Below are 24,501 nucleotides of genomic sequence, written 5' to 3' on the forward strand. Positions count from 1 at the left end.
ACGGCACCCCTGACACGAGCCACTGGGACGCCATGCAGATCCAAGACCTTCCGTTTCCCGACCCGGGCGTGCCGGACGCACGCTCGGGCCCCCGATTCCTGTGGTGGCTCTTCCGGAACCAGCTGGGTGGACAACTCAAGTCGCTGGCCTGGGGCCTGCTGCACTTCGCCTCCGTCTCCGCCCTGCCCTTCTGCGTCGGTCTCGCCGTCCAGGCCGTCGTCGACCGTTCCGGCACGCGGCTCGCCCTCGCCGGCGGCCTGATGGCGCTGTGCTGCGCGGGCAACGCGCTCGGCGACACCTTCCTGCACCGCGCCGCCGTCACCAACTGGATCACCGCCGCGGCCCGCGTCCAGCAACTGCTGGCCCGTAAGACCGCCCTGCTGGGTTCGGCGCTGACCCGTCGCGTCGCGGCGGGCGAGGTCGTGGCCGTCTCCACCGGCGACGTCGAGAAGATCGGCTGGTTCGTGGAGGCCGTCTCCCGTTTCACCGCGGCGGCACTGACCATCGTGCTGGTCTGCGTGACCCTGGTCGTCTACGAGCCGGCGCTCGGCGTCGTCGTGATCCTGGGTCTGCCGGTGCTGGCCCTCGCCGTGCTGCCCCTCCTGCCCCGGGCCACCCGGCGGGCCGACGTCCAGCGCGAGAAGGCCGGCCGCGCCACCGAACTCGCCTCGGACACCGTCGCCGGGCTGCGCGTGCTGCGCGGCATCGGCGGCGAGGAGCTCTTCCTGGACCGCTACCGCGACGCCTCCCAGGAGGTGCGCCACGCGGCCGTGCGCAGCGCGCGGATGTGGTCCCTGATCTCCGCGATCCAGGTGCTGCTGCCGGGGCTGCTGCTGATCGCGGTGGTCTGGCACGGCGTCCATCTGGCCCGCGAGGGCCGCATCGGCGTCGGTGAGCTCGTCACCGTCTACAGCTCCGTCATGATCCTCACCTACCCCCTGCGGCACTTCGAGGAGATCGCCATGGCGTACTCCTTCTCCCGGCCCTCGGCCAAGCGGGCCGCACGGGTGCTGGCGCTGGAACGGGCCACGGACACCGCGGGGTCACGCGCGGCCGACGTCCCGACCGGCGACCTGTACGACCCCACCACCGGTCTCCTCGCGCCGGCGGGCCGGTTCACAGCCGTGGTGTGCGGCGATCCGGACGCGGCCGGCCGCCTGGCGGAACGTCTCGGCGGACACCCCTCGGAGAAGGGCACGTCGGCCCTGCTGGGCGGGGTGCCGCTGGACGAGCTGCCGCTGGAGACCGCCCGCACCGCCGTCCTGGTCCAGGACAAGGATCCGGTACTGCTCTCCGGCACGCTGCGTGAGCTGCTCGACGTGCCCGCGTCCGGTGCCGTCGGCGCCGCGGAGGCACTGTCCGCGGCCCAGTGCGGGGACGTGCTGGCGGCGCTCGCGCAGGGGTCGCTCGGCGCCGACGATCCGATGGACGCCCGCATCACCGAACGGGGCCGCTCACTGTCGGGCGGCCAGCGCCAGCGGCTCGCGCTCGCCCGGTCCTTGATAACGGACCCCGAGGCGCTCGTCCTGGACGAACCCACCTCCGCCGTGGACTCGCACACCGAGGCACGGATCGCCGAGGGCGTGCGGACCCTGCGCGCGGGACGCACGACGGTGGTGTTCACCTCGTCGCCCCTGCTGCTGGACCGGGCGGACGGGATCGTCTTCCTGCACGACGGCGAGGTCGCCGCGGTCGGCACCCACCGGGACCTGCTGCACACCGAGCCCCGGTACCGCGCGGTGGTGACCCGCGAGACGGACGAGGAGGCCGCGGAGCACCGGGACGGGGACAAGGCCGGCGACGGAGCGGAGCAGGCCCCGCCCGCCGAGGCTCCCCTGAACAGCGAGAAGGCCCTGAAGAGTGGGAGGGGCCTGAACAGTGAGAGGGGCCTGCACGCCGGGAGGGCCCCGGACGACAACGCCCTCGGCGACGACGACGTACTGCACCGACTGGAAGAGATCGAGGAGACGGCATGATCGGCGTCGCGCCACCGTCGTACGACCCGGCGGCCCCCACGACGGCGAGCACCCTGCCCGTCGGCGCGCCCGCGACCGTACGCGCCTACGCGGGAGAACTGCTGCGCCGGCACCGCCGTGCGTTCCTCTTCCTCGTCACTGTCAACACCGTCGCCGTGATCGCCTCGATGGCGGGTCCCTACCTCCTGGGCGGGCTCGTGGAACGGGTGTCCGACGGCGCACGCGAACTGCACCTGGGGCTCACGGCCACGCTGTTCGTGCTCGCGCTCCTCGTCCAGGCGGCGTTCGTGCGGGAGGTACGGCTGCGCGGAGCCGTCCTCGGCGAGCGGATGCTGGCCGATCTCCGCGAGGACTTCCTCGTCCGGTCGGTCGGGCTTCCGCCCGGCGTGCTGGAGCGGGCCGGCACGGGTGACCTGCTCTCCCGGATCACGACGGACATCGACCGGCTCGCCAACGCCATGCGCGAGGCCGTGCCCCAGTTGTCGATCGGTGTCGTGTGGGTGGTGCTGCTGCTCGGCGGACTCGTGGTCACGGCGCCGCCGCTGGCGCCCGTGGTGCTGCTCGCGGTGCCGCTGCTGGTGATCGGCTGCCGCTGGTACTTCCGGCGCGCTCCCGCCGCCTACCGCTCGGAGGCAGCCGGGTACGCCGCCGTGGCGGCCGCGCTCGCCGAGACGGTGGACGCCGGGCGCACCGTCGAGTCCCACCGTCTGGACGCCCGCCGCATCGAGCTCTCGGAGCGCCGGATCAAGGAGTGGACGGCCTGGGAGCGCTACACGCTCTGGCTGCGGTCGGTGCTCTTCCCGGTCATCAACGTCACCCACGTGACCGTGCTCGCCTCCGTCCTGCTGATCGGCGGCGTGTTCGTCCTGCAGGGCTGGATCGGGGTCGGTCAGCTGACCACGGCGGCGCTGATCGCCCAGATGCTCGTCGACCCGGTCGGCCTGATCCTGCGCTGGTACGACGAGCTCCAGGTGGCCCAGGTGTCCCTGGCGCGGCTGGTGGGCGTGCGGGACATCGAGCCGGACGCCGGGGACTCCTCGCTGGCTCCCGAGGGACGGCACGTGCACGCCGACGGGGTGCGCTTCGGCTACGTCGAAGGCGTGGACGTGCTGCGCAAGGTGTCGCTGGAGGTCGCCCCCGGCACGAGGGTCGCCCTGGTCGGCCCCTCGGGTGCCGGCAAGTCCACGCTGGGCAGGCTCCTCGCCGGTATCTACGGTCCCCGGGAAGGCACGATCACCCTGGGCGGCGCGGAACTGTCCCGGATGTCCGCCGAACGGGTCCGCTCCCACGTCGCCCTGGTCAACCAGGAGCACCACGTCTTCGTGGGCTCCCTGCGCGACAACCTCCGCCTCGCCAGGACGGGCGCCACCGACGCCGAGCTGTGGGCGGCGCTGGGCGCGGTCGACGCGGACGACTGGTCACGCGGGCTCGACGACGGCCTGGACACCGAGGTCGGCTCGGGCGGTTTCACGCTCACACCGGCGCAGGCCCAGCAGATCGCGCTGGCCCGCCTGGTGCTGGCCGACCCGCACACTCTGGTGCTGGACGAGGCGACGTCCCTGCTCGACCCCCGGGCCGCGCGCCACCTCGAGCGGTCCCTGGCCCGGGTCCTGGACGGTCGCACGGTCATCGCCATCGCCCACCGTCTGCACACCGCCCACGACGCGGACGTCATCGCGGTCGTCGAGAACGGCCGGATCAGTGAGCTGGGCAGCCACGACGAACTGGTCGCGGCGGACGGCGCCTACGCGGCGCTGTGGCGGTCGTGGCACGGCTGACCGGGACCCGCCCGTCGGCCATCGGAACGGACCGGTCGACACCGGCCGGGCCCTGACCGGGCTCGGCCGATCGCGGAACGGACCCGCACCCGGCCGACCGGGGCCGGCTCCGTCCGGCCGCACCGAGGCCGGGTCCGGCCGCACCGAGGTCGGGTCCGCCCGGCCTCGGCCGGGTCCGGTCCGCGTCCGGTCGGCCGGCGCCCATGTCCGGTCGGCGGGGCCCGCATGCGGTCGGACGGTGCCGGCGGGATGCCGCCCGGTGCCTGACCGGACCGAGCCGGTGACCGGTGGCCCACCATCGGTCACCGACCTGCTGCCACCGGTGCCCGCCGGGCCCCGGGCCCTGGCCGGCCGGGGTGTGAATGCGGGCCGGGAGTGCCGCGGGGTACCCGGCTCGGCTCCGTGCCGTTGCGTGGTCCCGAACGGGAGTGGAAGGCTGGGAGGAGGCACCGGCTCGGGGAAGGCCCGGGAGCCGTGTGGCCCGGTGACGGGCGACGCCTGTGCCCCGTGCAGCGGCGGCCCGCCGCGGTGCACGGTGAGAAGGGGCCCGTCCCCACCCCCTGGAGGTACCCGTGAACAGCGTCGACGGATGGGGAGATGACGTCTACCAGCCCGACGGTTCCGAGCAGCGGGAGGACACCGGGCTGCTCGACGCGGAGGACACCCTCGAGTACGACGGTGTCGACGATCCCCTGGACCGCGGCTGGTCCCCGCCCGAGCGCCCCTGGGCGGTGGAGCACACCGGCGTGACGGCCGGCGAACGTCACCGGGGCGAGACGCTGGACCAGCGGCTGACCGAGGAGCAGCCGGACGTGATCGCAGCCGACGGAGACGGCCTCGGCGACTCCGAGGACACCGACGGCGAACTGCTGGACAACGAGGTCGGCACGGACCGCTCCGGCCGGCTCGTGGCACCCGACGAGGGAGCGCACGAGGACGAGGAGCCGGCGCTGGTCGCCATGGACGTGGGCATCGACGGCGCGGCCGCCTCCGCCGAAGAGGCCGCGATGCACGTCGTCGACGAGGACTCGCTGCCCGGCTGACACCACCCGCGGCGGTGTTCCCGCGCCGTCGCGCCCATGTTCCGCGCCGTACGAGGAGCCGCCATGCCGCAGGACAAGCACCCCGACTACCGGCCCGTCGTCTTCCGCGACCGCGCCGCCGGGTACGCCTTCCTCACCCGGTCCACCGCGAACAGCGACGAGACCATCGCGTGGGACGACGGGGAGACCTACCCGGTGGTGGACGTGGAGATCTCCTCGGAGAGCCACCCCTTCTACACGGGCAGAGCACGGACGGTGGACTCGGAAGGCCGTGTCGCGCGCTTCGAGCGGCGCTACGGAGGCGGCGAGGGCCGGGACACCGACGGGACCGGGTGAGCGGCCCCGGCGCACGACCGGGGAGCCGGTGCCGCCCGCGGGACGCGGACGGTTCCGGTCCGCCGGGAGCCCTCAGATGAAGTTGAGCGCCGCGGCGCCGCCCACCCCGCCGAGCACCATGAATGCCGGCATCAGCACCTTCAGCTCCACCCAGCTGCCCGCACGGAACCGCATCGCCTTCGGCGGGCCGATGGGGTACCAGCGCTTGCGGCCCACCGGTATCGGCCAGAGTATGGGGCAACCCGAGACGGTCAGTGCGTCGCCGATGTCGTGCACCAGCGCGCCGAGCACGATCGGCAGCCCCAGCCACAGGTACTCCTGGCCCGGTGCGGTGAACAGCCAGTCCGAGCCGCCGTCCGGCTTGTCGAGTATCCCGGCGAGGATCCACGCGCTCGTCCCGGCCAGCAGCCAGACCAGCACGTCGCTGCTGGACCCGCGGGTCGCCCGCCACAGCAGGCCCTCGATCGCCAGCACCATGTGCACGAAGAGGATCGTCAGGACCGCCCAGCGGCCACCCGTGATGGCCAGTACCGAAGTGCCCGCGCCGATCAGGACCGCCCAGAGCCAGGTGTGCGTCAGCGTGCGGTGGCCGCCGGAGCGGCGCGGGTCGCCCTGCTTCTTGGTGGCCTTGTAGACGGCGTACGACAGCTTGTCGACGATCTCGCAGAGCCCGCGGGAGACCGGCCCGAACGCCCGGGAGATGGTGGCCGCCTTGTGGTCGAGATCCGGGGCGAGCGCCGCGCCCGCGCAGATCAGGGCACCGGCCAGCAGTACCGGCCAGGGCATCGGGTGCCCCGCGGCGGCGGTCGCGGCCCCGACGCCGAGCCAGGCCGCGGCCCCCGACAGTGAGTGTGCTGGTCCCATCATCGCCGTTGCCCGCCCCATTCCTCGTGCGCCGCTGTCCAGTTGTCCGGTTCGCTGCTGCCTCGTCGGTGACCCAGCGTAGCCTTCGTGATCTTCATGCGGACAGCCGATTCCCCCATCAGGGCCGAGGCCAGGCAAGATGGGGGCGTGACCCTCATCGACCAGCTGCCGCCGACCGCCGACCCCGATGCCCTGTACGAAGCCTTCGAGTCGTGGGCCCAGGAACGCGGACTCGCGCTCTACCCCCATCAGGAGGAGGCGCTGATCGAGGTGGTGTCCGGCGCGAACGTGATCGTGTCGACGCCCACCGGCTCCGGCAAGAGCATGATCGCGGCAGGCGCGCACTTCGCCGCCCTGGCCCGGGACGAGGTCACCTTCTACACGGCGCCGATCAAGGCGCTGGTGTCGGAGAAGTTCTTCGAGCTGTGCAAACTCTTCGGCACCGAGAACGTCGGCATGCTGACCGGCGACGCCTCCGTCAACGCCGACGCCCCCGTCATCTGCTGCACCGCCGAGGTCCTGGCGTCGATCGCCCTGCGGGACGGCAGGCACGCGGACATCGGCCAGGTCGTCATGGACGAGTTCCACTTCTACGCGGAACCGGACCGCGGCTGGGCCTGGCAGATCCCCCTGCTGGAACTGCCACAGGCCCAGTTCGTCCTGATGTCGGCCACGCTCGGCGACGTCTCCTTCTTCGAGAAGGACCTCGCGCGCCGTACCGGCCGGCCCACGGCGGTGGTCCGCTCGGCCATCCGTCCCGTGCCGCTCTCCTACGAGTACCGCTACACGCCGCTCACCGAGACGCTCACCGATCTGCTGTCGGCCCGGCAGGCCCCCGTCTACATCGTGCACTTCACTCAGGCCCAGGCCGTGGAGCGGGCGCAGGCGCTGATGAGCATCAACATGTGCACGCGCGAGGAGAAGGAGCGGATCGCCGATCTGATCGGCAACTTCCGCTTCACCACCAAGTTCGGCCGCAACCTCTCCCGCTACGTCCGGCACGGCATCGGCGTGCACCACGCCGGGATGCTGCCCAAGTACCGGCGGCTGGTGGAGAAGCTCGCCCAGGCCGGCCTGCTGAAGGTGATCTGCGGGACGGACACCCTCGGCGTGGGTGTCAACGTCCCCATCCGCACCGTGCTGTTCACGGCCCTGACCAAGTACGACGGCAGCCGGGTGCGCACGCTGCGGGCCCGGGAGTTCCACCAGATCGCCGGCCGGGCCGGGCGCGCGGGGTTCGACACGGAGGGCTTCGTCGTCGCCCAGGCGCCCGAGCACGTCATCGAGAACGAGAAGGCGCTCGCCAAGGCGGGCGACGACCCGAAGAAGCGGCGCAAGGTCGTCCGCAAGAAGGCTCCCGAAGGCTTCGTGGCCTGGTCGGAGAACACGTTCGAGAAGCTCATCGCCTCCGAGCCGGAGCCGCTGACGTCCCGCTTCCGCGTCACGCACACCATGCTGCTGTCGGTGATCGCCCGGCCCGGCAACGCCTTCACGGCGATGCGGCACCTGCTGGAGGACAACCACGAGCCGCGCAAGCAGCAGCTCAGGCACATCCGGCGGGCGATCGCCATCTACCGCTCCCTGCTGGACGGCGGCATCGTCGAGAAACTCGACCAGCCGGACACCGAGGGGCGCATCGTGCGTCTGACGGTGGACCTGCAGCAGGACTTCGCGCTGAACCAGCCCCTGTCCACGTTCGCGCTGGCCGCGTTCGAGCTGCTGGACCCGGAGTCGCCGTCCTACGCGCTGGACATGGTGTCCGTCGTGGAGTCCACACTGGACGACCCGCGGCAGATTCTCGCCGCCCAGCAGAACAAGGCGCGCGGTGAAGCCGTGGCCGCGATGAAGGCGGACGGCGTCGAGTACGAGGAGCGCATGGAGCGCCTCCAGGACGTCACGTACCCCAAGCCACTGGAGGAACTGCTCTTCCACGCCTACGACACCTACCGCAGGAGCCACCCCTGGGTGGGCGACCACCCGCTGTCGCCCAAGTCGGTGATCCGGGACATGTACGAGCGTGCGCTGACCTTCACGGAGCTGGTCTCCCACTACGAACTGGCCCGCACCGAGGGCATCGTGCTGCGCTACCTCGCGAGCGCCTACAAGGCCCTCGACCACACGGTCCCGGACGACCTGAAGTCCGACGACCTCCAGGACCTGATCGAGTGGCTCGGCGAGATGGTGCGCCAGGTCGACTCCAGCCTGCTGGACGAGTGGGAACAGCTCGCGAACCCGGAGGAGATGACCGCCGAGGAGGCCCAGGAGAAGGCCGACCAGGTGCGGCCGGTCACCGCCAACGCACGTGCCTTCCGCGTCCTGGTCCGCAACGCCATGTTCCGCCGGGTCGAACTCGCGGCCCTCGACCAGGTCGAGGAGCTGGGCGAGATGGACGCCGACGCCGGCTGGGACGCCGACGCCTGGGGCGAGGCGATGGACAAGTACTGGGACGAGTACGACGACCTCGGCACCGGTCCCGACGCCCGCGGTCCCAAACTGCTGGTCATCGAGGAGGAACCGCGCAACGCCCTGTGGCGTGTGCGGCAGATCTTCGACGACCCGAACGACGACCATGACTGGGGCATCAGCGCGGAGGTCGACCTCACGGCCTCCGACGCGGAGGGGCGGGCGGTCGTCCGCGTCACCGATGTCGGCCAGCTGTGAGCACAGGAGAATCCCACCGATGACGAACCCGGCCGAGAGCCTCGTCTCCCTGCTCGACCTGGAGCAGATCGAGGTCAACATCTTCCGTGGCCGCAGTCCCGAGGAGTCGCTGCAGCGGGTCTTCGGCGGCCAGGTGGCGGGCCAGGCGCTGGTCGCCGCGGGCCGCACCACGGAGGGCGACCGCCCGGTGCACTCGCTGCACGCGTACTTCCTGCGCCCGGGGCGGCCCGGGGTGCCCATCGTGTACCAGGTCGAACGGGTGCGGGACGGCCGGTCGTTCACGACCCGCCGGGTCACCGCCGTGCAGCAGGGCCGCACGATCTTCAATCTCACCGCCTCCTTCCACAAGGCCGAGCAGGGAGGTTTCGAGCACCAGTTGCCCGCGGCCCGCGAGGTGCCGGATCCCGAGTCCCTGCCGACCGTCGCCGACGAGATCCGGGAGCACCTGGGCGCGCTGCCCGAGCAGTTGGAGCGGATGGCACGTCGCCAGCCGTTCGACATCCGCTATGTCGACCGCCTGCGCTGGAGCGCCGAGGAAGTCAAGGACGCCGAGCCCCGCAGCGCCGTGTGGATGCGCGCGGTCGGGCCGCTCGGTGACGACCCGCTCGTGCACACATGTGCCCTGACCTACGCCAGTGACATGACTCTCCTGGACGCGGTGCGCATCCCGGTGGAACCGCTGTGGGGTCCGCGGGGCTTCGACATGGCGTCCCTGGATCACGCCATGTGGTTCCACCGGCCGTTCCGCGCGGACGAGTGGTTCCTGTACGACCAGGAGTCGCCGATCGCGACCGGTGGTCGGGGGCTGGCGCGCGGGCGCATCTACGACAGGGAGGGCCGCATGCTGGTGTCCGTCGTCCAGGAGGGCCTGTTCCGAGCTCTGTAGGTCACGTGCCTTCGCTCCGCAGTCGGCCGAGCGGACCGCGGAGCCGCCGAGCCCGGCGCGCCCTGGGCCGGCGGCCGCGGGCGGACCGGTTCGCCCGCCTGACACAGGACCGTAGCCGCCGGCGCGACAACCGTGGCGAGCCTGCGGACAACTTCGCGGCCACCCTTACGCGAGCATCGAATGCCCAGGTCAGGGCTCTATGGGCGGTGCTCTACGAGCGGTGCTCCATGGGCGGTATTCGACCCGGCTGCCGGGCATCGACGTCGAGGTGCTCGCCGACCCGGTTCACGAGCAGTGTCATCTCGTACCCGATCTGTCCGATGTCGGCGTCGGCTCCGCTGAGCACGCACAGACAACTGCCCGAGCCCGCCGCGGTGACGAACAGCACCGCGTCGTCGAACTCGACCATCGTCTGCCGTACCTGACCCGCGCCGAAGTGGCGGCCCGAGCCCTTCGCGAGGCTGTGCAGTCCGGACGAGACGGCGGCGAGGTGCTCGGCGTCCTCGCGCCGCAGGCCCGTACTGGCTCCCGTCACCAGTCCGTCGTTGGACAGGACCAGTGCGTGCCTGACGTGTTCGACGCGCTCGGTCAGGTCGTCCAGCAGCCAGCCGAGTCCCTGGTTCTGCACCATGATCCGGTCTCCCCGTGTCGTCCCCGTATGCGTGGTCTCCCCCTGGCCGGGGGATCTGCCCGCCAGCCTTCACCACGTCCGTGCTCCGGGCAAGGAGGATGGGGGCATGGCACAGAAGATGACCGATGAGGAATGGCGGGCGTTCGTCTCGGACGGCACCCGCACGGCCAAGCTCGCGACCGTCCGCGCGGACGGCAGCCCGCACGTCGCACCGCTCTGGTTCCTGTTGGACGGGGACGAGGTGGTGTTCAACACCGGCAAGGAGACCGTGAAGGGACGCAATCTGGCCCGTGACGGGCGGGTCGCCCTGTGCGTGGACGACGACCGGCCGCCCTTCGACTACGTCGTGCTGCACGGGCGCGCGCGTCTCTCCGAGGATCCCGACGACCTCCGGCACTGGGCCACCCGCATCGCGGCCCGCTACATGGGCGAGGAACGCGCCGAGGAGTTCGGAGCCCGCAACGGCGTGCCGGGTGAGCTCGTCGTCCGCGTCACCGTCGAGAAGGTTCTCGCCCAGAAGGCGGTGGCGGACTGAGGCCTGCCGTGCTGGTCGCCGGTCCGGTCGGCGCACGGAGTCGGGCAGCCGGGCGGTGCGCATCCGCCCGGCGTACTCGACGAGCCGGAGCAACACCTCTCCTTCCCGAGTCGCGGTCGGGGGCCGGCCGGCCGAGGGCGGCGTGGTCCAGGTGTCCCGTGCCCGCGGGACTCCCGTACCGGCAAGGGCGCACGACGGGAGGTAAGTTGCGAGAGCCGTTGCCCTGTGCCGCGGACAGGCACTGGAACGATCGCGTCGGATTCGGCCGTACGTCCTGCGGCGCCCTCCGTGCCGTTGGGGGATCATGCGGAGCATGAGCGACGACCACGCACACGTCCGGGAGTTCTTCGGCGCCCGCGCCGCCGACTGGGACAGCCGGTTCCCCGACGACGGCCCCGCCTACGCGGCCGCCGTCGCCGAGCTGGGGCTGCGGGAGGGGGATCGCGTGCTCGACGCGGGCTGCGGCACCGGGCGTGCCCTGCCCCCGCTGCGCACCGCCGTGGGACCTTCGGGGGTGGTCCTCGGGGCCGATCTGACACCCGCCATGCTCCAGGCCGCCGTACGGGCCGGGAGGGACCGCGACGGAGGGTTGCTGCTGGCCGACGTCGCCGCGCTGCCGCTGCGGTCGAGGTCGCTCGACGCGGTGTTCGCGGCAGGTCTCATCGCGCACCTCTCCGATCCCTCCGGGAATCTGCGGGAGTTGAGGCGCGTCGTGCGTCCCGGCGGGGTGCTGGCACTGTTCCACCCGATCGGGAGGGCGGCGCTCGCGGCCCGGCAAGGGCGGCGGATCACGCCGGACGACCTGCGTGCCGAGCCGAACCTCCGGCCGCTGCTGGCCGGTTCCGGGTGGCGCATGACGTCGTACGTCGACGAGGACGTCCGCTTCCTGGTGCTGGCGGTCCGTGAGGGCTGACCGCCCGGTGCCGTCCCGCGACCGCCGCCGTGAACACGTCGGGGCGGTCGGACATGACGTCGTGCCCGGCTCCCGGCACGGTCACCACACGCGCGCCCGCGGCCTCCGGGACGGTCGACCGGTGGTCCCTCGAGGAGGTCGCGCATCACGGGCTCCGACGGCGGAACGGTGCAGGGCGCGCGGGTCGGCCAGTCGCACCGCCGCCGCCCGCAGGGGGCCGAGGCCGTTTCCCCTACGTCGGTGACCGGCCGCCGCGCGCCGGAGAACTGGACGGTCCCTTCCGGCGTGGCGTGCTGACCGTCGCCCGCGCCACCTCCCGGGCCGGACTCAGCCGACTGCGGGAGACGATCCGGTCACTCGGCGGCTGGGGTGTCGATGTGCCGGACCGGGCAGCCCCGTACGCCCGGGACGGGGCGGGTGCCCAGCTCCGCCAGCCGGTAGCCGTTCGGGTAGCCCTTGATCTCCCGGTTCTGCCGGGCGTGGTGCGGGGCTCGCCGCGGCGGCATCAGGCGGACCGCGCGTCCACGCAGCCACACCGCGCGGCGCACGGTCGCGCGGGTGACGGGGCCCGGCGGGGCGTACCGGAACGCCCGCAGGAGCGGTTCGTCGAGCAGGGCGAGCGTCCCGGTGCGCAGGAGCGGGGCGAGGGGGCGCGGGTACCAGGAGGTCATGAGGTCGAGTGTGGCGTCGGCGACCCGGCGGCCCCCTTCGTCCCAGGCGAAGTGGGCCTCTTCATAGGCGTCGAGGCAGGCTTCGAACTCCTCGTAGGACTCGGGAATGTCCTTGATGCCCATGTGCCGTCCCAGGGTGCGGTAGTGGACGGCGGAGGCGATGGTCTCGTGGCGTGACATCCTGCGCCACCCGAAGGTGTCGATCCAGCGCTTCGGGATGACGACGAACGTGCACAGGACGTAGCGCATGTCGTCGTTGGTGATGTCGTAGCTGCGGTGCATCTGGTTGATGCGCCGGATGGCCGTACGGCCCTGCTCGCTGCCGAAGCCGTGCTCGACGACGGCGTCGAGCAGCAGCGCCGTGTCGTCGTACCGCTTCTGCGGACGGTCCGTGAACTCCGCCGTCCGGGCCAGCAGTCCGCCGATGCTGGGCACGGCGTAGGTGCGGTAGAGGGCCAGCTCCAGGGCGCGGGCGAAGTCCCAGGGGAACTCGTAGGCCGAGGACAGCCGGTAGATCTCCGAAGCGTCCTCGTGCGGGTCCATCCGCCGGATCCGTTCCAATCGGTCGAAGCGCTTCACCGTGGCGGTCCCCTTCTCTTGCGGAAGCTTCAACTCTACGTTGAGCGGGACGAGATGCACGGTGGGCCGGGGAAATCGCCAGGGGAGGGTGGTCAGCTTGTTCGGCAGGATCCGCGAGGCTTGGGCCAGATCTCGCGCCGCTCGGCGCGCGGAAGGACGAACGGGAGGGGAGGCGCGCTCGCACAATCTGTTCGACGCGGCGGCCGCTTACGTCTCGGCGTGTGCGGACGACGATCGGGAACGGATGGACGAGGCGGCGGGCTGGGTGTCGCCGGAAGCCCTGTCGTTCGGGGTGAACGAGCTGGCGTGCCGGGCCGTGCTCACCCTCGCGCGGGAGCGCGACGAGTCTCCGCGGGATGTGGCGCGTGCCCTCCTGGGGCTGCCGGTGACGTGAAGTGCCCGTCCGGCGCACGTGCTCGACTCGCCCGCGCCCGGCCGGGCAGCCGCAGCTCGGGTGCGTCGGGGAGTCGTGACAAGGCCTTCCCGGCCGCACTAGGGTGCGCGCCATTGGACCGAGCCGACGGGGAGGCAGGGATGGCCGGGACGGACGAGGACACCGTCGCCGCCGCGGACGATGCGCTCTATGTGCTCACGGCGGTGTTGCTGACGCCGGCGAAGTTCCCGAGTGTGCTGGGCGACGACTATCCGGAGGCGTGTGCGGCGCTCGGGCTCCCACCACTGGCCGACGGTTACGGGCTGGTGCTCGGCCAGGACGGTGCCGGTGCCCGGTGGACCGTCGCCGTCGACGACGTCTCACTGGTGGCCGTCGCCGTCGCGTCCTGGGACTGCGGCATGGAGTACGACCTGTCGCCCGACGAGCGTACGGTCGTCGCCGTGCTGCCCGGCTGGCCCCTCGCGGTCGCCGTGGCGGCCCCCGGCGTCCCCGCGCCGCACGATCCCGACCCCGGGTCCGCGGGCCGGCCCGCGTTGTCGCCGCCGGACACCACCGTCTGGGGTCCCGCGCAGCGGCGCCTGGGGGCCGACGAGATCGCGCTCCAGTGGGCCCGGTGGCGGGAGCAGGTCGACGACACGAACTTCCCTGTGGCGGCTGAGGATTCGCGGACGGCGGACGCCCCGGCGGAGGGCTCGAGCGCCGAAGGGGGCGCGGAGACCGGTGCCGCGGACCAGGGTGCCGAGTCCGGTGCCGCGGACCAGGCCACGGAGACCGGTGCGACGGGCGAAGCCGCAACGGGCTCCTCCGGGCGAGGCCGTGTCCGGCGAGTACTCGCGGAGGCCCGCGCCTATGTCGACACGCCCCCGCCGCTCGGCCGGGTCCGGTCGTCGTTCGCTCCGGGCGACGCGCGGACGCTGCGTGCCGACGGCCCCGGCTGGTCGCTGGTCGCCAGGACCGACGACATCGCCTTCATCCTGCTCGACGAGGAACCCGGCGAGGTCGTGCCCGTGGGCCGTGGACCGTCGCTGCCCGGGCTCCTGGACGCCCTCGACAGGATGGCCGTACGCCCGAGCTGACCGGGAGGCTGCGGAAGGGTTCCCCACGGGAGGGCGCGAACGCTGAGGCCGGACTGTCTTCGGCCCCATGCCCTGCCCGGCCCCTACTCGCCCTGGCTTCCGCCCCTGCGAGGTTGGCCGAGCAGGCGGGCGGGGCACCCCGCCGCCCGCGGTTCACACGGTCGGCAGACCGCGAACGGCGATGTGTCAGTCCCGCTCCCCGTCAGCGACGGCCGCGACATGGCATCGGAACCTCAGCGGCCGATCTCCTTCCGCGTGACGCGGCGCAGCCTGCGCCGCTGCGAGGGGTCCAGAGTCAGGTACGCGGCGGCCGGGACCCCCAGAACTATCAGCAGGGCCGCCCACCAGGGCAGCCAGATCAGCAGGACGAGGCCGGCCGCCACACCCCCTGCTGCGATCTTGGCGTTCTTCGACATGGTGTCGCCTCCTTCGCGGCCACTGCCGCTCTCTGTCCTGAAAACGGGCCCGCGCTCCCGGCGGTTCCGTCCGGAACCCTGAGACGTCCCGGAGTCCGTACCCTGACGTGCCCCGGAGAAGCCGTCCGCGTGCCCCGGAGAGCCCGTCGGCGGTCCGTCCAGAGGAAGCACCCACACCGCATAGTGACCTACGTCATAGACAGAACACACCCTGCGGTCCGGGGACTGATGTAACATCGGCGCTCGCGTCCCTGGCTAGTCAAATTTGAGGACTACATCATCGCTGCGCAGACCCATCTCCCGCCCACGCCCTCCGAGATCTCCGAACTCGTCCGCCACTGCGCCGTGTTCCTCCCCGGGGACCCGGCACGGACCGGCCGTGTCGCCTTCTGGCGGGCCGACGGCGAGGTCCCGGGGGCCGTCGCGTCGGGGTCCGTGGAGGACCTCACGGTCGTACTGCCCGACGGCGACGGGGTGAAGCAGGTGAGCGTCCCCGCGGTCCTGCTGCCGCTGCGGGCCGCCCTGCCGGTCCTCACCCGCGCGCGGGTCCACACGGACGGCCACCGGGCCGCCGTGTTCTGGGGCGCGGTCGCCGTCGAGGCCCTGCACCTCGTGGCGCGCGGGCTGTTGCTGCCCGGTCTGTCCGTGACCGACCACGACGCGTGGCGTACGGGTCCGCTGCGCGCGGAGGACACCGAGCGCGTCCGCCACCTCGCCGCCGCCATGCCGCCGGAGGCGCACGCCGTCCCGGTCGACGAGGAACCCCCGCGGCTGCCCGGCCCGGAACAACTCGTGCGCGCCTTCCTGGACGCCGTCGCCGACACACTGCCCCGCTCCCCCGCGGCCGAGCTCGTGACGGCCGGGCCGGCCTTCGCGTCGCCGGAGCCTCAGCGGGTGCCCGAGCTGCGCACGTGGGCCGCCGACGTCGCCGCGGGACATGACACGGGCGTACGGCTGTCACTGCGCGTCGAGGTGCGGGGCCTGTCGGCCACGCACCAGGAGGACACGCCGCCGGCGTTCCGGGCCGTGCTCCAGGTGCACAGTGTGAGCGATCCCGCGCTCGTCGCGGACACCGCCGAGGTGTGGGCGGGCACCATGGACGACGCGTTCGGCCCGCGCGCGCGGATGGACACCCTGCTCGCACTCCGCCGTGCGGCGCGGGCCTGGCCGGCGCTCACGCCGCTGCTGTCGGCCGCCGTTCCGGACACCGTCGAACTCGCCGACGAAGAGGTCACCGAACTCCTCGGTGCGGGCTCACGGGCTCTCGCCGGCGCGGGCGTCGACGTGCACTGGCCACGAGAACTGTCCCGTGACCTCACCGTCCGCGCGGAGGTCGGGCCGCCCGACGACGAGCCGGGGGCGCGCACGGGCTCCTCGGACGCCGGCCCGTCGTTGCTGTCCGCCGACGCACTGCTCGCCTTCACCTGGTCGTTCGCCCTGGGCGACAAGCGGCTGACGCGAGAGGAGCTGGATCTGCTCGCCGAGGCCAGTCGCCCCGTGGTGCGGCTGCGCGACCGGTGGGTTCTCGTCGACCCCGCCGAGGCGCACCGCGCCCGCGCCCGGCAGGACCGCAAGGTCACGCCCGTCGACGCGCTCGCCGCGGCCCTGACGGGCTCGACGGAGGTCGACGGGCGCCACGTGGAGGTGCGCCCCACGGGATGGCTGGCCACCCTGCGCGACCGGCTGGCCGATCCGGAGGCTCAGGACGCCGTGGCACAGCCCGCCGCCCTCGACGCCACGCTGCGCGACTACCAGCGGCGCGGCCTCGGCTGGCTCGCCCGTATGACGTCGTTGGGCCTGGGCTGCTGCCTCGCCGACGACATGGGTCTGGGCAAGACCATCACCCTGATCGCCCTGCACCTGCACCGGCAGACCGACGCGTCCGCCGCCGGGCCCACCCTGGTGGTATGCCCGACCTCGCTCATGGGCAACTGGCAGCGGGAGGTCGAGCGGTTCGCGCCCGGCACGCCCGTACGCCGCTTCCACGGCACGCGACGCGACCTGGAGGACCTCGCCGACGGCGAGTTCGTACTCACCACCTACGGGACGATGCGCCTGGACACCGGACGGCTCGCCGCGGTGCCCTGGGGCATGGTCGTGGCGGACGAGGCCCAGCACGTGAAGAACCCCTACTCGGAGACCGCGCGGCAGCTGCGCACCATCGGCGCACGCGCGCGCGTGGCGCTCACCGGCACTCCGGTGGAGAACAACCTCTCGGAACTGTGGGCCGTCCTCGACTGGGCCACCCCGGGGTTGCTGGGCCGGCTCGGCACCTTCCGCAGGCGCTACGCACAGGCCGTCGAGGGCGGTCAGGACCCGGCGGCGGCGGAGCGGCTGGCACGGCTCGTACGACCGTTCCTGCTGCGCCGCCGCAAGTCGGACCCCGGGATCGCGCCCGAGCTGCCGCCGAAGACCGAGACCGACCACCCCGTGTCCCTGACCGCGGAACAGACGGGGCTGTACGAGGCGGTGGTGCGCGAGGCGCTCGCGGAGATCGCCGGGGCGGACAGCATGGCGCGACGGGGCATGATCGTGAAACTGCTGACGAGCCTCAAGCAGGTGTGCAACCACCCCGCGCAGTTCCTCAAGGAGGACCGGCCGACGATCACGGGCCGCTCGGGGAAACTGGAGCTCCTGGACGAACTGCTCGACACGATCCTCGCCGAGGAAGCGAGCGTGCTGGTGTTCACGCAGTACGTGCAGATGGCACGCCTCCTCGAGCAACACCTGGCCGACCGCGGGGTGCCCTCGCTGTTCCTGCACGGCGGAACGTCCGTCACCGCGCGGGAGTCGCTGGTGCGGCGGTTCCAGGAGGGTGAGGTCCCGGTCTTCCTGCTGTCGCTGAAGGCGGCGGGTACCGGGCTGAACCTCACGCGCGCGGAGCACGTCGTGCACTACGACCGATGGTGGAACCCCGCCGTCGAGGCCCAGGCCACCGACCGCGCCTACCGCATCGGCCAGACCCGTCCCGTGCAGGTGCACCGGCTGATCGCCGAGGGGACCATCGAGGACCGCATCGCCGCGCTGCTGCACCGCAAGAGGGAACTGGCCGACGCGGTGCTGGGGGCAGGCGAGTCGGCGCTCACGGAACTGACGGACGCGGAACTGGCCGATCTGGTCGAGCTGCGAGGGGGAACGCGATGACCCGGCACGACGGAAATCCGGAACGGACGTTCGCCGCGCTACCGCCTCTGCCGGGGCGGAGCTTCGCCCAGACCTGGTGGGGCAGGGCGTGGCTGAAGGCGCTGGAGGACGCGGCGATGGACGCGGGGCAGGTGAAGACGGGCCGCAGGCTCGCGCGCGCGGGAGCGGTCGGTGCGGTGTCGGTGCGGCCGGGTCGCATCACCGCGGTGGTCCAGGACCGGGACCGCACGGCGCATCGGGCCGACGTCCTGTGGGAGAAGCTGTCGGATGCGCAGTGGGATCGTTTTGTCGACATGGCGGTCGAGCGGTCCGGGCATGTCGCGGCCCTGCTGGACCGGGACATGCCGCCGCACCTGGTGGAGGACGCCACGGCCGCCGGCATCGACCTGTTGCCGGGCCTGGGCGACCTGGAACCGGAGTGCGACTGTGGGGCCTGGGACCACTGCGGGCACACCGCGGCACTCTGCTACCAGGTCGCCCGGCTGCTGGACCAGGACCCCTTCGTCCTGCTGCTGATGCGGGGGCGTGAGGAGAGCGTCGTGCTCGACGCCCTCCAGGCGCACGGCGAGGCACCCACCGATGCGGCCTCCTCCCGTCCGGAGGGTGTGGAGGCCGCCGAGGCTTATGCGGCGGGGCACGTGCTCCCACCGCTGCCCGCCCCGCCCGTCCTGGAGGAGGGGCCGGGCGTTCCGCCGTCGCTGGACACCGAGACGGCGCCCCCGCCCGGTGTCGACCCGGCCGCCCTGTCGTTCCTGGCCTCCCAGGCCGCGACGGAGGCGCACCGCCTGCTCGCCGAAGCACTGCGGAGCGGACACGGCCGGCAGACCGTGGACCTGGAGCCGACCGCCTCGCGGGACGCGGTACGTCTGGCCGCGGGCGATCCGGGACCGGCCGTACTGCACCGTCTCGGCGACGGTTCGGGCCGCTCTCCGGAGGAGCTGGCCGTCGCTGTCCGCGCGTGGCGGCTCGGGGGCGGCGCCGCCCTGTCCGTGCTGGAGGAGGAGTGGACCGTGGAGGGCGAAGCGCTCGCACGCGCGCGTGCGGTGCTGGAGTCGGCCTGGGACGGGGGCGAACGGCCGTCGCTCCAAGCCCGGGCCAACCGGTGGACCGTCGTCGGCACGCCGCACCAGATCCGTCTCGACCGGGACGGCCGTTGGTGGCCGTACCGCGAGGAGCGCGGTCGCTGGGTCCCCGTGGGCGGCGCGTCGCAGGACCCGGCGACCGCCTTGGTCTCGGCGGCGCTCACGGCCGGGGACGAAGCCTGATCCTCGGCGCGGGCCGGGGCCGCCACCGCCGCTGCGCGGGCCGGTGTCGCCACCGCCGATATCGGCACCGGAGGACGGCGGGCGGGGCGAGCGCTGTTGCGCGCACCGCTCGCCCCCACCAGATCCGTCCCCGGCCCGGCCGCGGCGAGTCGGTGGCTGCCGGACACGTGGCCGACGATCCGGTGGCGTCCTAGCGTGCCATGGAGCCGCGCTGCCGGAGCATGGGGAGGACGTGGTCCGTGACCGCCGGGGCGAGCCGGACATCGGTTTCGTGTCCGGAGACCCACTTCATGTCGGCGAGCTCCGCCGCGGGCCGGGGCAGTCGGTCGATCCGCGCCTCGAAGAGCGTCAGGTGCATGGGTACCCCCTCCAGGGCCGCCACCGACTCGATCCGAGCCAGCAGCCGGGGCTCGCGGGGTTCGACGCCCAGTTCCTCGTCCAGCTCGCGGTGCAGGGCCCGCAGCGGTTCCTCGCCCGCGTCGGGCTTGCCTCCGGGCAGGTAGAAGACCTCGGGGGCGGCCTGCTTGCTCACGACCAGCAGACGTCCCTGCTGGACTATCGCCGCCGCCACGACGGCCAGCGGCTCTCCCGCACCGGGGGCCCGGTCGACCGGCACTCCGTTCTCTTGGTTCATGCGGGCCATCCTGCCAGGCGGCCGGACGGGCTCCGGCCCCCGTCCGTGACTCGGAGGGGGCCGGAGCGTTCACCCAGCGGTGCGGTGGGTTCAGCGGGCGCCGAGGAGGTGGTCCATGGCGAGCTGGTCGAGGTGCTCGAAGGCCATGCCGCGTGCGGCGGCCGCGTCCACGTCGAAGGTGTCGTACGCGGTCGGGTCGGCCAGCAGCGCTGCGAGGCCGTCCTCGGCGGTCGGGCGGGCCAGTTCGTCCAGCCGGGCCGCCGCGAGGGCCTCCTGCACCTGCGGGTCGGCACGGAAGGCTGCCGCCCGGTCCTTGAGGATCAGGTAGTTGCGCATGCAGCCGGCCGCCGACGCCCACACGCCGTCGAGGTCCTCGGTCCGCGGCGGCTTGAAGTCGAAGTGCCGCGGACCCTCGTACCCGGCCCGCTCCAGCAGGTCGACGAGCCAGAACGCGGCCCGCAGGTCACCCGCGCCGAAGCGCAGGTCCTGGTCGTACTTGATGCCCGACTGGCCGTTGAGGTCGATGTGGAACAGCTTGCCCGCCCACAGCGCCTGCGCGATCCCGTGGGGGAAGTTCAGCCCCGCCATCTGCTCGTGTCCGACCTCCGGGTTCACCCCGTACAGCTCCGGCCGCTCGAGCCGCTCGATGAACGCCAGGGCGTGTCCCACCGTCGGCAGCAGGATGTCACCGCGCGGCTCGTTCGGCTTCGGCTCGATCGCGAACTTCAGGTCGTAGCCCTGCTCGGTGACGTACTCGCCCAGCAGGTCGAAGGCCTCCTTCATCCGGTCGAGCGCGTCCCGCACGTCCTTGGCCGCACCGGACTCCGCGCCCTCCCGGCCGCCCCAGGCGACGTACACGCTCGCGCCCAGCTCGACCGCGAGGTCGATGTTGCGGATGGTCTTGCGCAGCGCGTACCGGCGCACGTCCCGGTCGTTCGCCGTGAACGCGCCGTCCTTGAACACCGGGTGCGTGAACAGGTTCGTCGTCGCCATCGGCACCTTCATGCCGGTCGCGTCCAATGCCTGCCGGAACCGCTTGACGTGCGCCTCCCGCTCCGTGTCGCTCGACCCGAACGGGATCAGGTCGTCGTCGTGGAACGTGACGCCGTACGCACCCAGCTCGGCCAGGCGCTGCACCGACTCCACCGGGTCCAACGCCGCCCGGGTGGCATCACCGAACGGGTCACGGCCCTGCCAGCCGACCGTCCACAAACCGAACGTGAACCTGTCCTCGGGAGTGGGCTGGTAGTTCATTCCGCGGCTCCTCACTCGCTGCCGATCACTCGCTGCCGACTATTTCGTCATGGCGCTTTACAAATTAGTATGCACACACGGTCCTGGGAAGGGACAAGGTGTCCCCGAAGGAGTGACGTCCGGGTCACACAGGCCCGTGGAACCACAAAACCCCAGGTCAATCAGTGATATCCCCGCAGAGAGCCGCGGAAGAGGGAGAAACCCGATGTCAGCAGCCGAGGGTCCGCTCGTCGTCGGCGTGGACACGTCCACCCAGTCCACCAAGGCGCTGGTCGTCGACGCGGCCACCGGCCGGGTCGTCGCGAGCGGCCAGGCACCCCACACCGTGTCCTCCGGGGCCGGCCGCGAGAGCGATCCGCGCCAGTGGTGGGACGCGCTGGTCGACGCCCTGGACCAGTGCGGTGACGCGGCACGCGAGGCCGCCGCGGTGTCGATCGGCGGTCAGCAGCACGGACTGGTCACGCTGGACGCCCAGGGCGAACCGGTGCGCCCGGCCCTCCTGTGGAACGACGTGCGCTCGGCGCCGCAGGCCCGCCGGCTGATCGATGAGCTGGGCGGGCCCAAGACCTGGGCGGAGCGCACGGGCCTCGTGCCGAGCGCCTCCTTCACGGTCACCAAGTGGGCCTGGCTGGCCGAGCACGAGCCCGACGCGGCCCGCGCGGCGAGGGCCGTACGCCTCCCCCACGACTACCTCACCGAGCGGCTCACCGGTGAAGGGACCACCGACCGCGGCGACGCGTCCGGCACCGGCTGGTGGGCGTCCGGCACGGAGACGTACGACGAGGAGATCCTCGCGCGCGTGGGGCTCGATCCGGCGTTGCTGCCGCGGGTGGTCCGGCCCGGCGAGGTGGCCGGCACCGTGCGCGACAGCCACGACCTGCCGTTCTCCAAGGGAACCCTGGTCGCCGCCGGAACCGGCGACAACGCGGCCGCCGCGCTGGGCCTCGGGCTGCGCCCCGGCTCGCCGGTGATGAGCCTGGGCACGTCCGGCACCGTGTACGCCGTGTCGCAGCGCCGGCCCGCCGACCCGACCGGCACCGTGGCGGGATTCGCCGACGCACGCGGCGACTGGCTGCCGCTGGCCTGCACCCTCAACTGCACGCTCGCCGTCGACCGGGTCGCGGCCCTGCTGGGCCTGGACCGGGAGGCCGTCGAACCCGGCACCGACGTCACGCTCCTGCCCTACCTGGACGGTGAACGCACGCCGAACCTGCCGCACGCCTCCGGCCTTCTGTACGGGCTGCGCCATGACACGACCGCCGGCCAGCTGCTCCAGGCCGCGTACGACGGCGCCGTCCACTCGTTGCTCGGCGCACTCGACCTGGTCCTGGACGCCGAAGCGGACCCGTCCGCTCCCCTGCTGCTGATCGGCGGCGGCGCACGCGGTACGGCGTGGCAGCAGACCGTACGACGGCTCTCGGGGCGCCCTGTCCAGATCCCGGAGGCCAGGGAACTGGTCGCGCTCGGCGCCGCCGCACAGGCGGCCGGCCTGCTGACCGGCGAGGACGCGGCAGCGGTCGCCCGGCGTTGGGACACCTCCGCCGGGCCTGTCCTCGACGCCGTGGAACGGGACGAGGCGACGCTGACGCGGATCACCGGGGTACTCTCCGACGCGGCACCGTTGCTGGAGCGGAACGCGGCCTCTCACTGAGGAAGCGCCCGCGCTGGGTGACGCCACCGGGGCACCGTCATGCGCGTTCCCGTGGGGCGTCAACGACGCACACCGTCACGGGTCGTTCCCCGTGGCAGGCCCGGAGGCGGGGCCGCCGACGACGCGCGCGCCGTCCGGGGCGCCTTGGCGGACGCGGTCCGGCGCTCGTCGCCGGACCGCGTCTGCGTGGAGGCGACGCGACGGTCGCCCTCGGAGGGTGCCTCGCGGACGCCCGCCGAGGCAGGTCACCGAGGCTCGTCGGCCACCCTCGGACACGTCCGCCGGGCTCGCCCCGGCTCACGTGCCGAGGTCCGGTCCGACCGGGGACCGAACGAGAGCGACGGAGAGCAACCGAGAACAAGCGAAAACAAGCGGAGAACGACGGAGAACGATGGAGACCGCCGGAGGACTGACGGAGGAATGACACAGGAATGACCGCACCGTCGCACGAAACCCACCCGGTCCCCGCCGGGCGCGCACTGCCGGACACCCAGCAGGGCATGCGCCGCCGCAACCTGGCCCGGGTGATGCACACCGTCAGTGCCGAAGGCCCGCTGTCGCGGGCCGCCGTCGCCTCACGGATCGGGCTGACGCGGGCCGCGGTGTCGACCCTCGTGGACGAGCTCATCCGCTCGGGCCTGCTGGAGGAACTCGGCCCCGAGCGTCCCGGCCGGGTGGGCCGGCCCGGGTCGGCGCTCGCCGTCAGCGCGCGGGGCCCGGCGGGTGTCGGAGCCGAGGTGGGCGTCGACCACCTCGCGGTCTGCGCGGTCGATCTGCGCGGCCAGGTGCGATCGCGTGTCGTGCGGTACGGCAGCAACCGGGGCCGCTCGCTGGAGCCGGTGATCGAGCAGCTCACCGGTCTGGTGCGGCAGGTCGTCTCCGAGTCGGAGGCCGAAGGTCTGTGGCCGGCGGGCCTCGCGGTGGCCGTGCCGGGTCTCGTGTCGCGGGACGCCCGGACCGTCGTGCGCGCCCCGAACCTCGACTGGCACGACGCGGACCTCGGCGCCCTGCTGCCCGCGGACCTGCCGTTGACCGTGGACAACGAGGCCAACTTCGGTGCGCTGGCCGAGCTCTGGCTCGGCGACGGAACCCCTCGCGACTTCCTGCACGTCTCGGCGGAGATCGGCATCGGTGCGGCCGTGGTCGTCGACGGACGGCTGCTGCGCGGAACCCGCGGATTCGCCGGCGAGCTGGGTCATGTGCCGGTCCATCCCGACGGGCCGGCGTGCGCCTGCGGAGGGCGGGGATGCCTGGAACAGTACGCCGGTGAGAAGGCGGTACTGCGCGCGGCCGGTGTGGAGCCGGGTGAGGACCGCGTCGGGCTCCTCGCGGGGCGTGCCGCGGAGGGCGACGAGGCCGTCCGGCAGGCCTTGCGCGACGCGGGGACCGCGCTCGGCATCGCGCTCACCGGGGCGGTCAACCTGCTCGACCCCCAGAGCGTGGTGCTGGGCGGAGCACTGGCCGGTCTAGCTCCCTGGCTGCTGCCGTCACTGCGGGACGAGCTCGCCCGGCGCACGGCCGGCCCGGCCTGCCCGGTCTCCGTGTCGCAGCTGGGACCGCGAGGGCCGCTGCTCGGCGCCGCACACGCGGTGGTCCGGGCCGTGCTGGACGATCCGGCGGTGGTGGCGGAGCGGGCTTAGCACGATCCGGCGGTGGGTGCCGGATTCCGACCCACGCCCTGACAGCCTCGGGGTCGGATTCCGACCGCGCTCCGCCCGCCGCAGTGGCGGATTCCGAGCCGAGCCCCGCCCGCCCCGGTGGCGGATTCCGAGCCGAGCCCCGCCCGCCCCGGTG

General features: G+C 72.9%; 20 protein-coding genes and 1 pseudogene. 15 read left to right on the forward strand and 6 right to left on the reverse strand.

Annotation, left to right across the window (positions count from 1 at the left end):
• Positions 1–32 precede the first annotated feature (32 nt).
• From KUM32_RS24920 to KUM32_RS24935, 4 genes are all read left to right on the forward strand, one after another.
• Positions 33–1,976 (forward strand): ABC transporter ATP-binding protein, encoded by a 1,944-nt coding sequence (locus tag KUM32_RS24920; RefSeq protein WP_217144181.1) that lies wholly within the window; start codon positions 33–35, stop codon positions 1,974–1,976.
• On the forward strand, positions 1,973–3,754 hold the full coding sequence (locus KUM32_RS24925; RefSeq protein ID WP_217144182.1) for an ABC transporter ATP-binding protein: 1,782 nt from the start codon (positions 1,973–1,975) through the stop codon (positions 3,752–3,754). The genes KUM32_RS24920 and KUM32_RS24925 overlap by 4 nt, the downstream gene beginning before the upstream one ends.
• A gap of 572 nt (positions 3,755–4,326) precedes the next feature.
• A complete protein-coding gene (locus KUM32_RS24930; protein WP_217144183.1) occupies positions 4,327–4,797 on the forward strand; it encodes a DUF5709 domain-containing protein in 471 nt (156 codons plus the stop codon).
• 63 nt (positions 4,798–4,860) lie between these two features.
• Positions 4,861–5,133 (forward strand): type B 50S ribosomal protein L31, encoded by a 273-nt coding sequence (locus tag KUM32_RS24935; protein WP_217144184.1) that lies wholly within the window; start codon positions 4,861–4,863, stop codon positions 5,131–5,133.
• Positions 5,134–5,205: 72 nt separating this feature from the next.
• Here KUM32_RS24935 and KUM32_RS24940 read toward each other — a convergent pair whose 3' ends face one another.
• A complete protein-coding gene (locus KUM32_RS24940; protein ID WP_217144185.1) occupies positions 5,206–6,000 on the reverse strand; it encodes a metal-dependent hydrolase in 795 nt (264 codons plus the stop codon).
• A gap of 144 nt (positions 6,001–6,144) precedes the next feature.
• On the opposite strand from KUM32_RS24940, the gene KUM32_RS24945 reads away from it, so the two are divergent.
• Both KUM32_RS24945 and KUM32_RS24950 read left to right on the forward strand, forming a co-directional pair.
• Positions 6,145–8,658 (forward strand): RNA helicase, encoded by a 2,514-nt coding sequence (locus KUM32_RS24945; protein ID WP_217144186.1) that lies wholly within the window; start codon positions 6,145–6,147, stop codon positions 8,656–8,658.
• Positions 8,659–8,677: 19 nt separating this feature from the next.
• Positions 8,678–9,544, forward strand: a complete 867-nt coding sequence (locus tag KUM32_RS24950) for an acyl-CoA thioesterase II (RefSeq protein WP_217144187.1) — start codon at positions 8,678–8,680, stop codon at positions 9,542–9,544.
• Between the two features lie 211 nt (positions 9,545–9,755).
• Here KUM32_RS24950 and KUM32_RS24955 read toward each other — a convergent pair whose 3' ends face one another.
• Positions 9,756–10,175: a roadblock/LC7 domain-containing protein gene (locus KUM32_RS24955; protein ID WP_217144188.1), complete on the reverse strand. Its 420-nt coding sequence runs from the start codon at positions 10,173–10,175 to the stop codon at positions 9,756–9,758.
• A gap of 106 nt (positions 10,176–10,281) precedes the next feature.
• On the opposite strand from KUM32_RS24955, the gene KUM32_RS24960 reads away from it, so the two are divergent.
• The 3 genes and pseudogenes from KUM32_RS24960 to KUM32_RS43745 form a co-directional block, all read left to right on the forward strand.
• Entirely contained in the window at positions 10,282–10,710 is a 429-nt protein-coding gene (locus KUM32_RS24960; protein ID WP_217144189.1) for a PPOX class F420-dependent oxidoreductase, read from the forward strand.
• 313 nt (positions 10,711–11,023) lie between these two features.
• Positions 11,024–11,623, forward strand: coding sequence for a class I SAM-dependent methyltransferase (locus KUM32_RS24965; RefSeq protein WP_217144190.1), 600 nt, complete (start codon positions 11,024–11,026; stop codon positions 11,621–11,623).
• Positions 11,624–11,850: 227 nt separating this feature from the next.
• A pseudogene (locus KUM32_RS43745) lies at positions 11,851–11,988 on the forward strand (PadR family transcriptional regulator); the annotation flags it as partial.
• Here the strand turns inward: KUM32_RS43745 and KUM32_RS24970 are convergent.
• Positions 11,977–12,873, reverse strand: coding sequence for an oxygenase MpaB family protein (locus KUM32_RS24970; protein WP_217144191.1), 897 nt, complete (start codon positions 12,871–12,873; stop codon positions 11,977–11,979). The pseudogene KUM32_RS43745 and the gene KUM32_RS24970 overlap by 12 nt on opposite strands.
• Positions 12,874–12,970: 97 nt before the next feature.
• Here KUM32_RS24970 and KUM32_RS24975 point away from each other — a divergent pair, with 97 nt between their 5' ends.
• Positions 12,971–13,267: a hypothetical protein gene (locus KUM32_RS24975; RefSeq protein ID WP_217144192.1), complete on the forward strand. Its 297-nt coding sequence runs from the start codon at positions 12,971–12,973 to the stop codon at positions 13,265–13,267.
• 140 nt (positions 13,268–13,407) lie between these two features.
• On the forward strand, positions 13,408–14,343 hold the full coding sequence (locus KUM32_RS24980) for a hypothetical protein (protein WP_217144193.1): 936 nt from the start codon (positions 13,408–13,410) through the stop codon (positions 14,341–14,343).
• Positions 14,344–14,576: 233 nt separating this feature from the next.
• Here KUM32_RS24980 and KUM32_RS24985 read toward each other — a convergent pair whose 3' ends face one another.
• Complete coding sequence (locus tag KUM32_RS24985) at positions 14,577–14,759, reverse strand: hypothetical protein (protein ID WP_217144194.1); 183 nt, start codon at positions 14,757–14,759, stop codon at positions 14,577–14,579.
• Between the two features lie 279 nt (positions 14,760–15,038).
• Here KUM32_RS24985 and KUM32_RS24990 point away from each other — a divergent pair, with 279 nt between their 5' ends.
• Positions 15,039–17,903 carry a DEAD/DEAH box helicase gene (locus tag KUM32_RS24990; protein WP_217144226.1) on the forward strand — a complete coding sequence of 955 codons (2,865 nt, stop codon included), beginning with the start codon at positions 15,039–15,041 and terminating at the stop codon, positions 17,901–17,903.
• A complete protein-coding gene (locus KUM32_RS24995) occupies positions 17,900–19,168 on the forward strand; it encodes an SWF or SNF family helicase (protein ID WP_217144195.1) in 1,269 nt (422 codons plus the stop codon). The genes KUM32_RS24990 and KUM32_RS24995 overlap by 4 nt, the downstream gene beginning before the upstream one ends.
• A 190-nt stretch (positions 19,169–19,358) precedes the next feature.
• Here KUM32_RS24995 and KUM32_RS25000 read toward each other — a convergent pair whose 3' ends face one another.
• Entirely contained in the window at positions 19,359–19,802 is a 444-nt protein-coding gene (locus tag KUM32_RS25000; RefSeq protein WP_217144196.1) for an NUDIX domain-containing protein, read from the reverse strand.
• 90 nt (positions 19,803–19,892) lie between these two features.
• A complete protein-coding gene (gene xylA, locus KUM32_RS25005; protein WP_217144197.1) occupies positions 19,893–21,056 on the reverse strand; it encodes a xylose isomerase in 1,164 nt (387 codons plus the stop codon).
• 205 nt (positions 21,057–21,261) lie between these two features.
• On the opposite strand from xylA, the gene xylB reads away from it, so the two are divergent.
• Together xylB and KUM32_RS25015 are read left to right on the forward strand one after the other, a co-directional pair.
• On the forward strand, positions 21,262–22,707 hold the full coding sequence (gene xylB / locus KUM32_RS25010) for a xylulokinase (protein WP_217144198.1): 1,446 nt from the start codon (positions 21,262–21,264) through the stop codon (positions 22,705–22,707).
• A gap of 431 nt (positions 22,708–23,138) precedes the next feature.
• Positions 23,139–24,347, forward strand: coding sequence for an ROK family transcriptional regulator (locus tag KUM32_RS25015; protein WP_217144199.1), 1,209 nt, complete (start codon positions 23,139–23,141; stop codon positions 24,345–24,347).
• Positions 24,348–24,501: the final 154 nt, after the last annotated feature.

The organism is Streptomyces sp. AC627_RSS907 (assembly GCF_019049165.1).

Coding starts and splice junctions, on each gene's coding strand:
- KUM32_RS24950 (WP_217144187.1), top strand. CDS start 8,678: ATGACGAACCCGGCCGAGAGCCTCGTCTCCCTGCTCGACCTGGAGCAG.
- KUM32_RS25000 (WP_217144196.1), bottom strand. CDS start 19,802: ATGAACCAAGAGAACGGAGTGCCGGTCGACCGGGCCCCCGGTGCGGGA.
- KUM32_RS25015 (WP_217144199.1), top strand. CDS start 23,139: ATGACCGCACCGTCGCACGAAACCCACCCGGTCCCCGCCGGGCGCGCA.
- KUM32_RS24960 (WP_217144189.1), top strand. CDS start 10,282: ATGGCACAGAAGATGACCGATGAGGAATGGCGGGCGTTCGTCTCGGAC.
- KUM32_RS24965 (WP_217144190.1), top strand. CDS start 11,024: ATGAGCGACGACCACGCACACGTCCGGGAGTTCTTCGGCGCCCGCGCC.
- KUM32_RS24980 (WP_217144193.1), top strand. CDS start 13,408: ATGGCCGGGACGGACGAGGACACCGTCGCCGCCGCGGACGATGCGCTC.
- xylB (WP_217144198.1), top strand. CDS start 21,262: ATGTCAGCAGCCGAGGGTCCGCTCGTCGTCGGCGTGGACACGTCCACC.
- KUM32_RS24985 (WP_217144194.1), bottom strand. CDS start 14,759: ATGTCGAAGAACGCCAAGATCGCAGCAGGGGGTGTGGCGGCCGGCCTC.
- KUM32_RS24955 (WP_217144188.1), bottom strand. CDS start 10,175: ATGGTGCAGAACCAGGGACTCGGCTGGCTGCTGGACGACCTGACCGAG.
- KUM32_RS24995 (WP_217144195.1), top strand. CDS start 17,900: ATGACCCGGCACGACGGAAATCCGGAACGGACGTTCGCCGCGCTACCG.
- KUM32_RS24940 (WP_217144185.1), bottom strand. CDS start 6,000: ATGATGGGACCAGCACACTCACTGTCGGGGGCCGCGGCCTGGCTCGGC.
- xylA (WP_217144197.1), bottom strand. CDS start 21,056: ATGAACTACCAGCCCACTCCCGAGGACAGGTTCACGTTCGGTTTGTGG.
- KUM32_RS24920 (WP_217144181.1), top strand. CDS start 33: ATGCAGATCCAAGACCTTCCGTTTCCCGACCCGGGCGTGCCGGACGCA.
- KUM32_RS24925 (WP_217144182.1), top strand. CDS start 1,973: ATGATCGGCGTCGCGCCACCGTCGTACGACCCGGCGGCCCCCACGACG.
- KUM32_RS24935 (WP_217144184.1), top strand. CDS start 4,861: ATGCCGCAGGACAAGCACCCCGACTACCGGCCCGTCGTCTTCCGCGAC.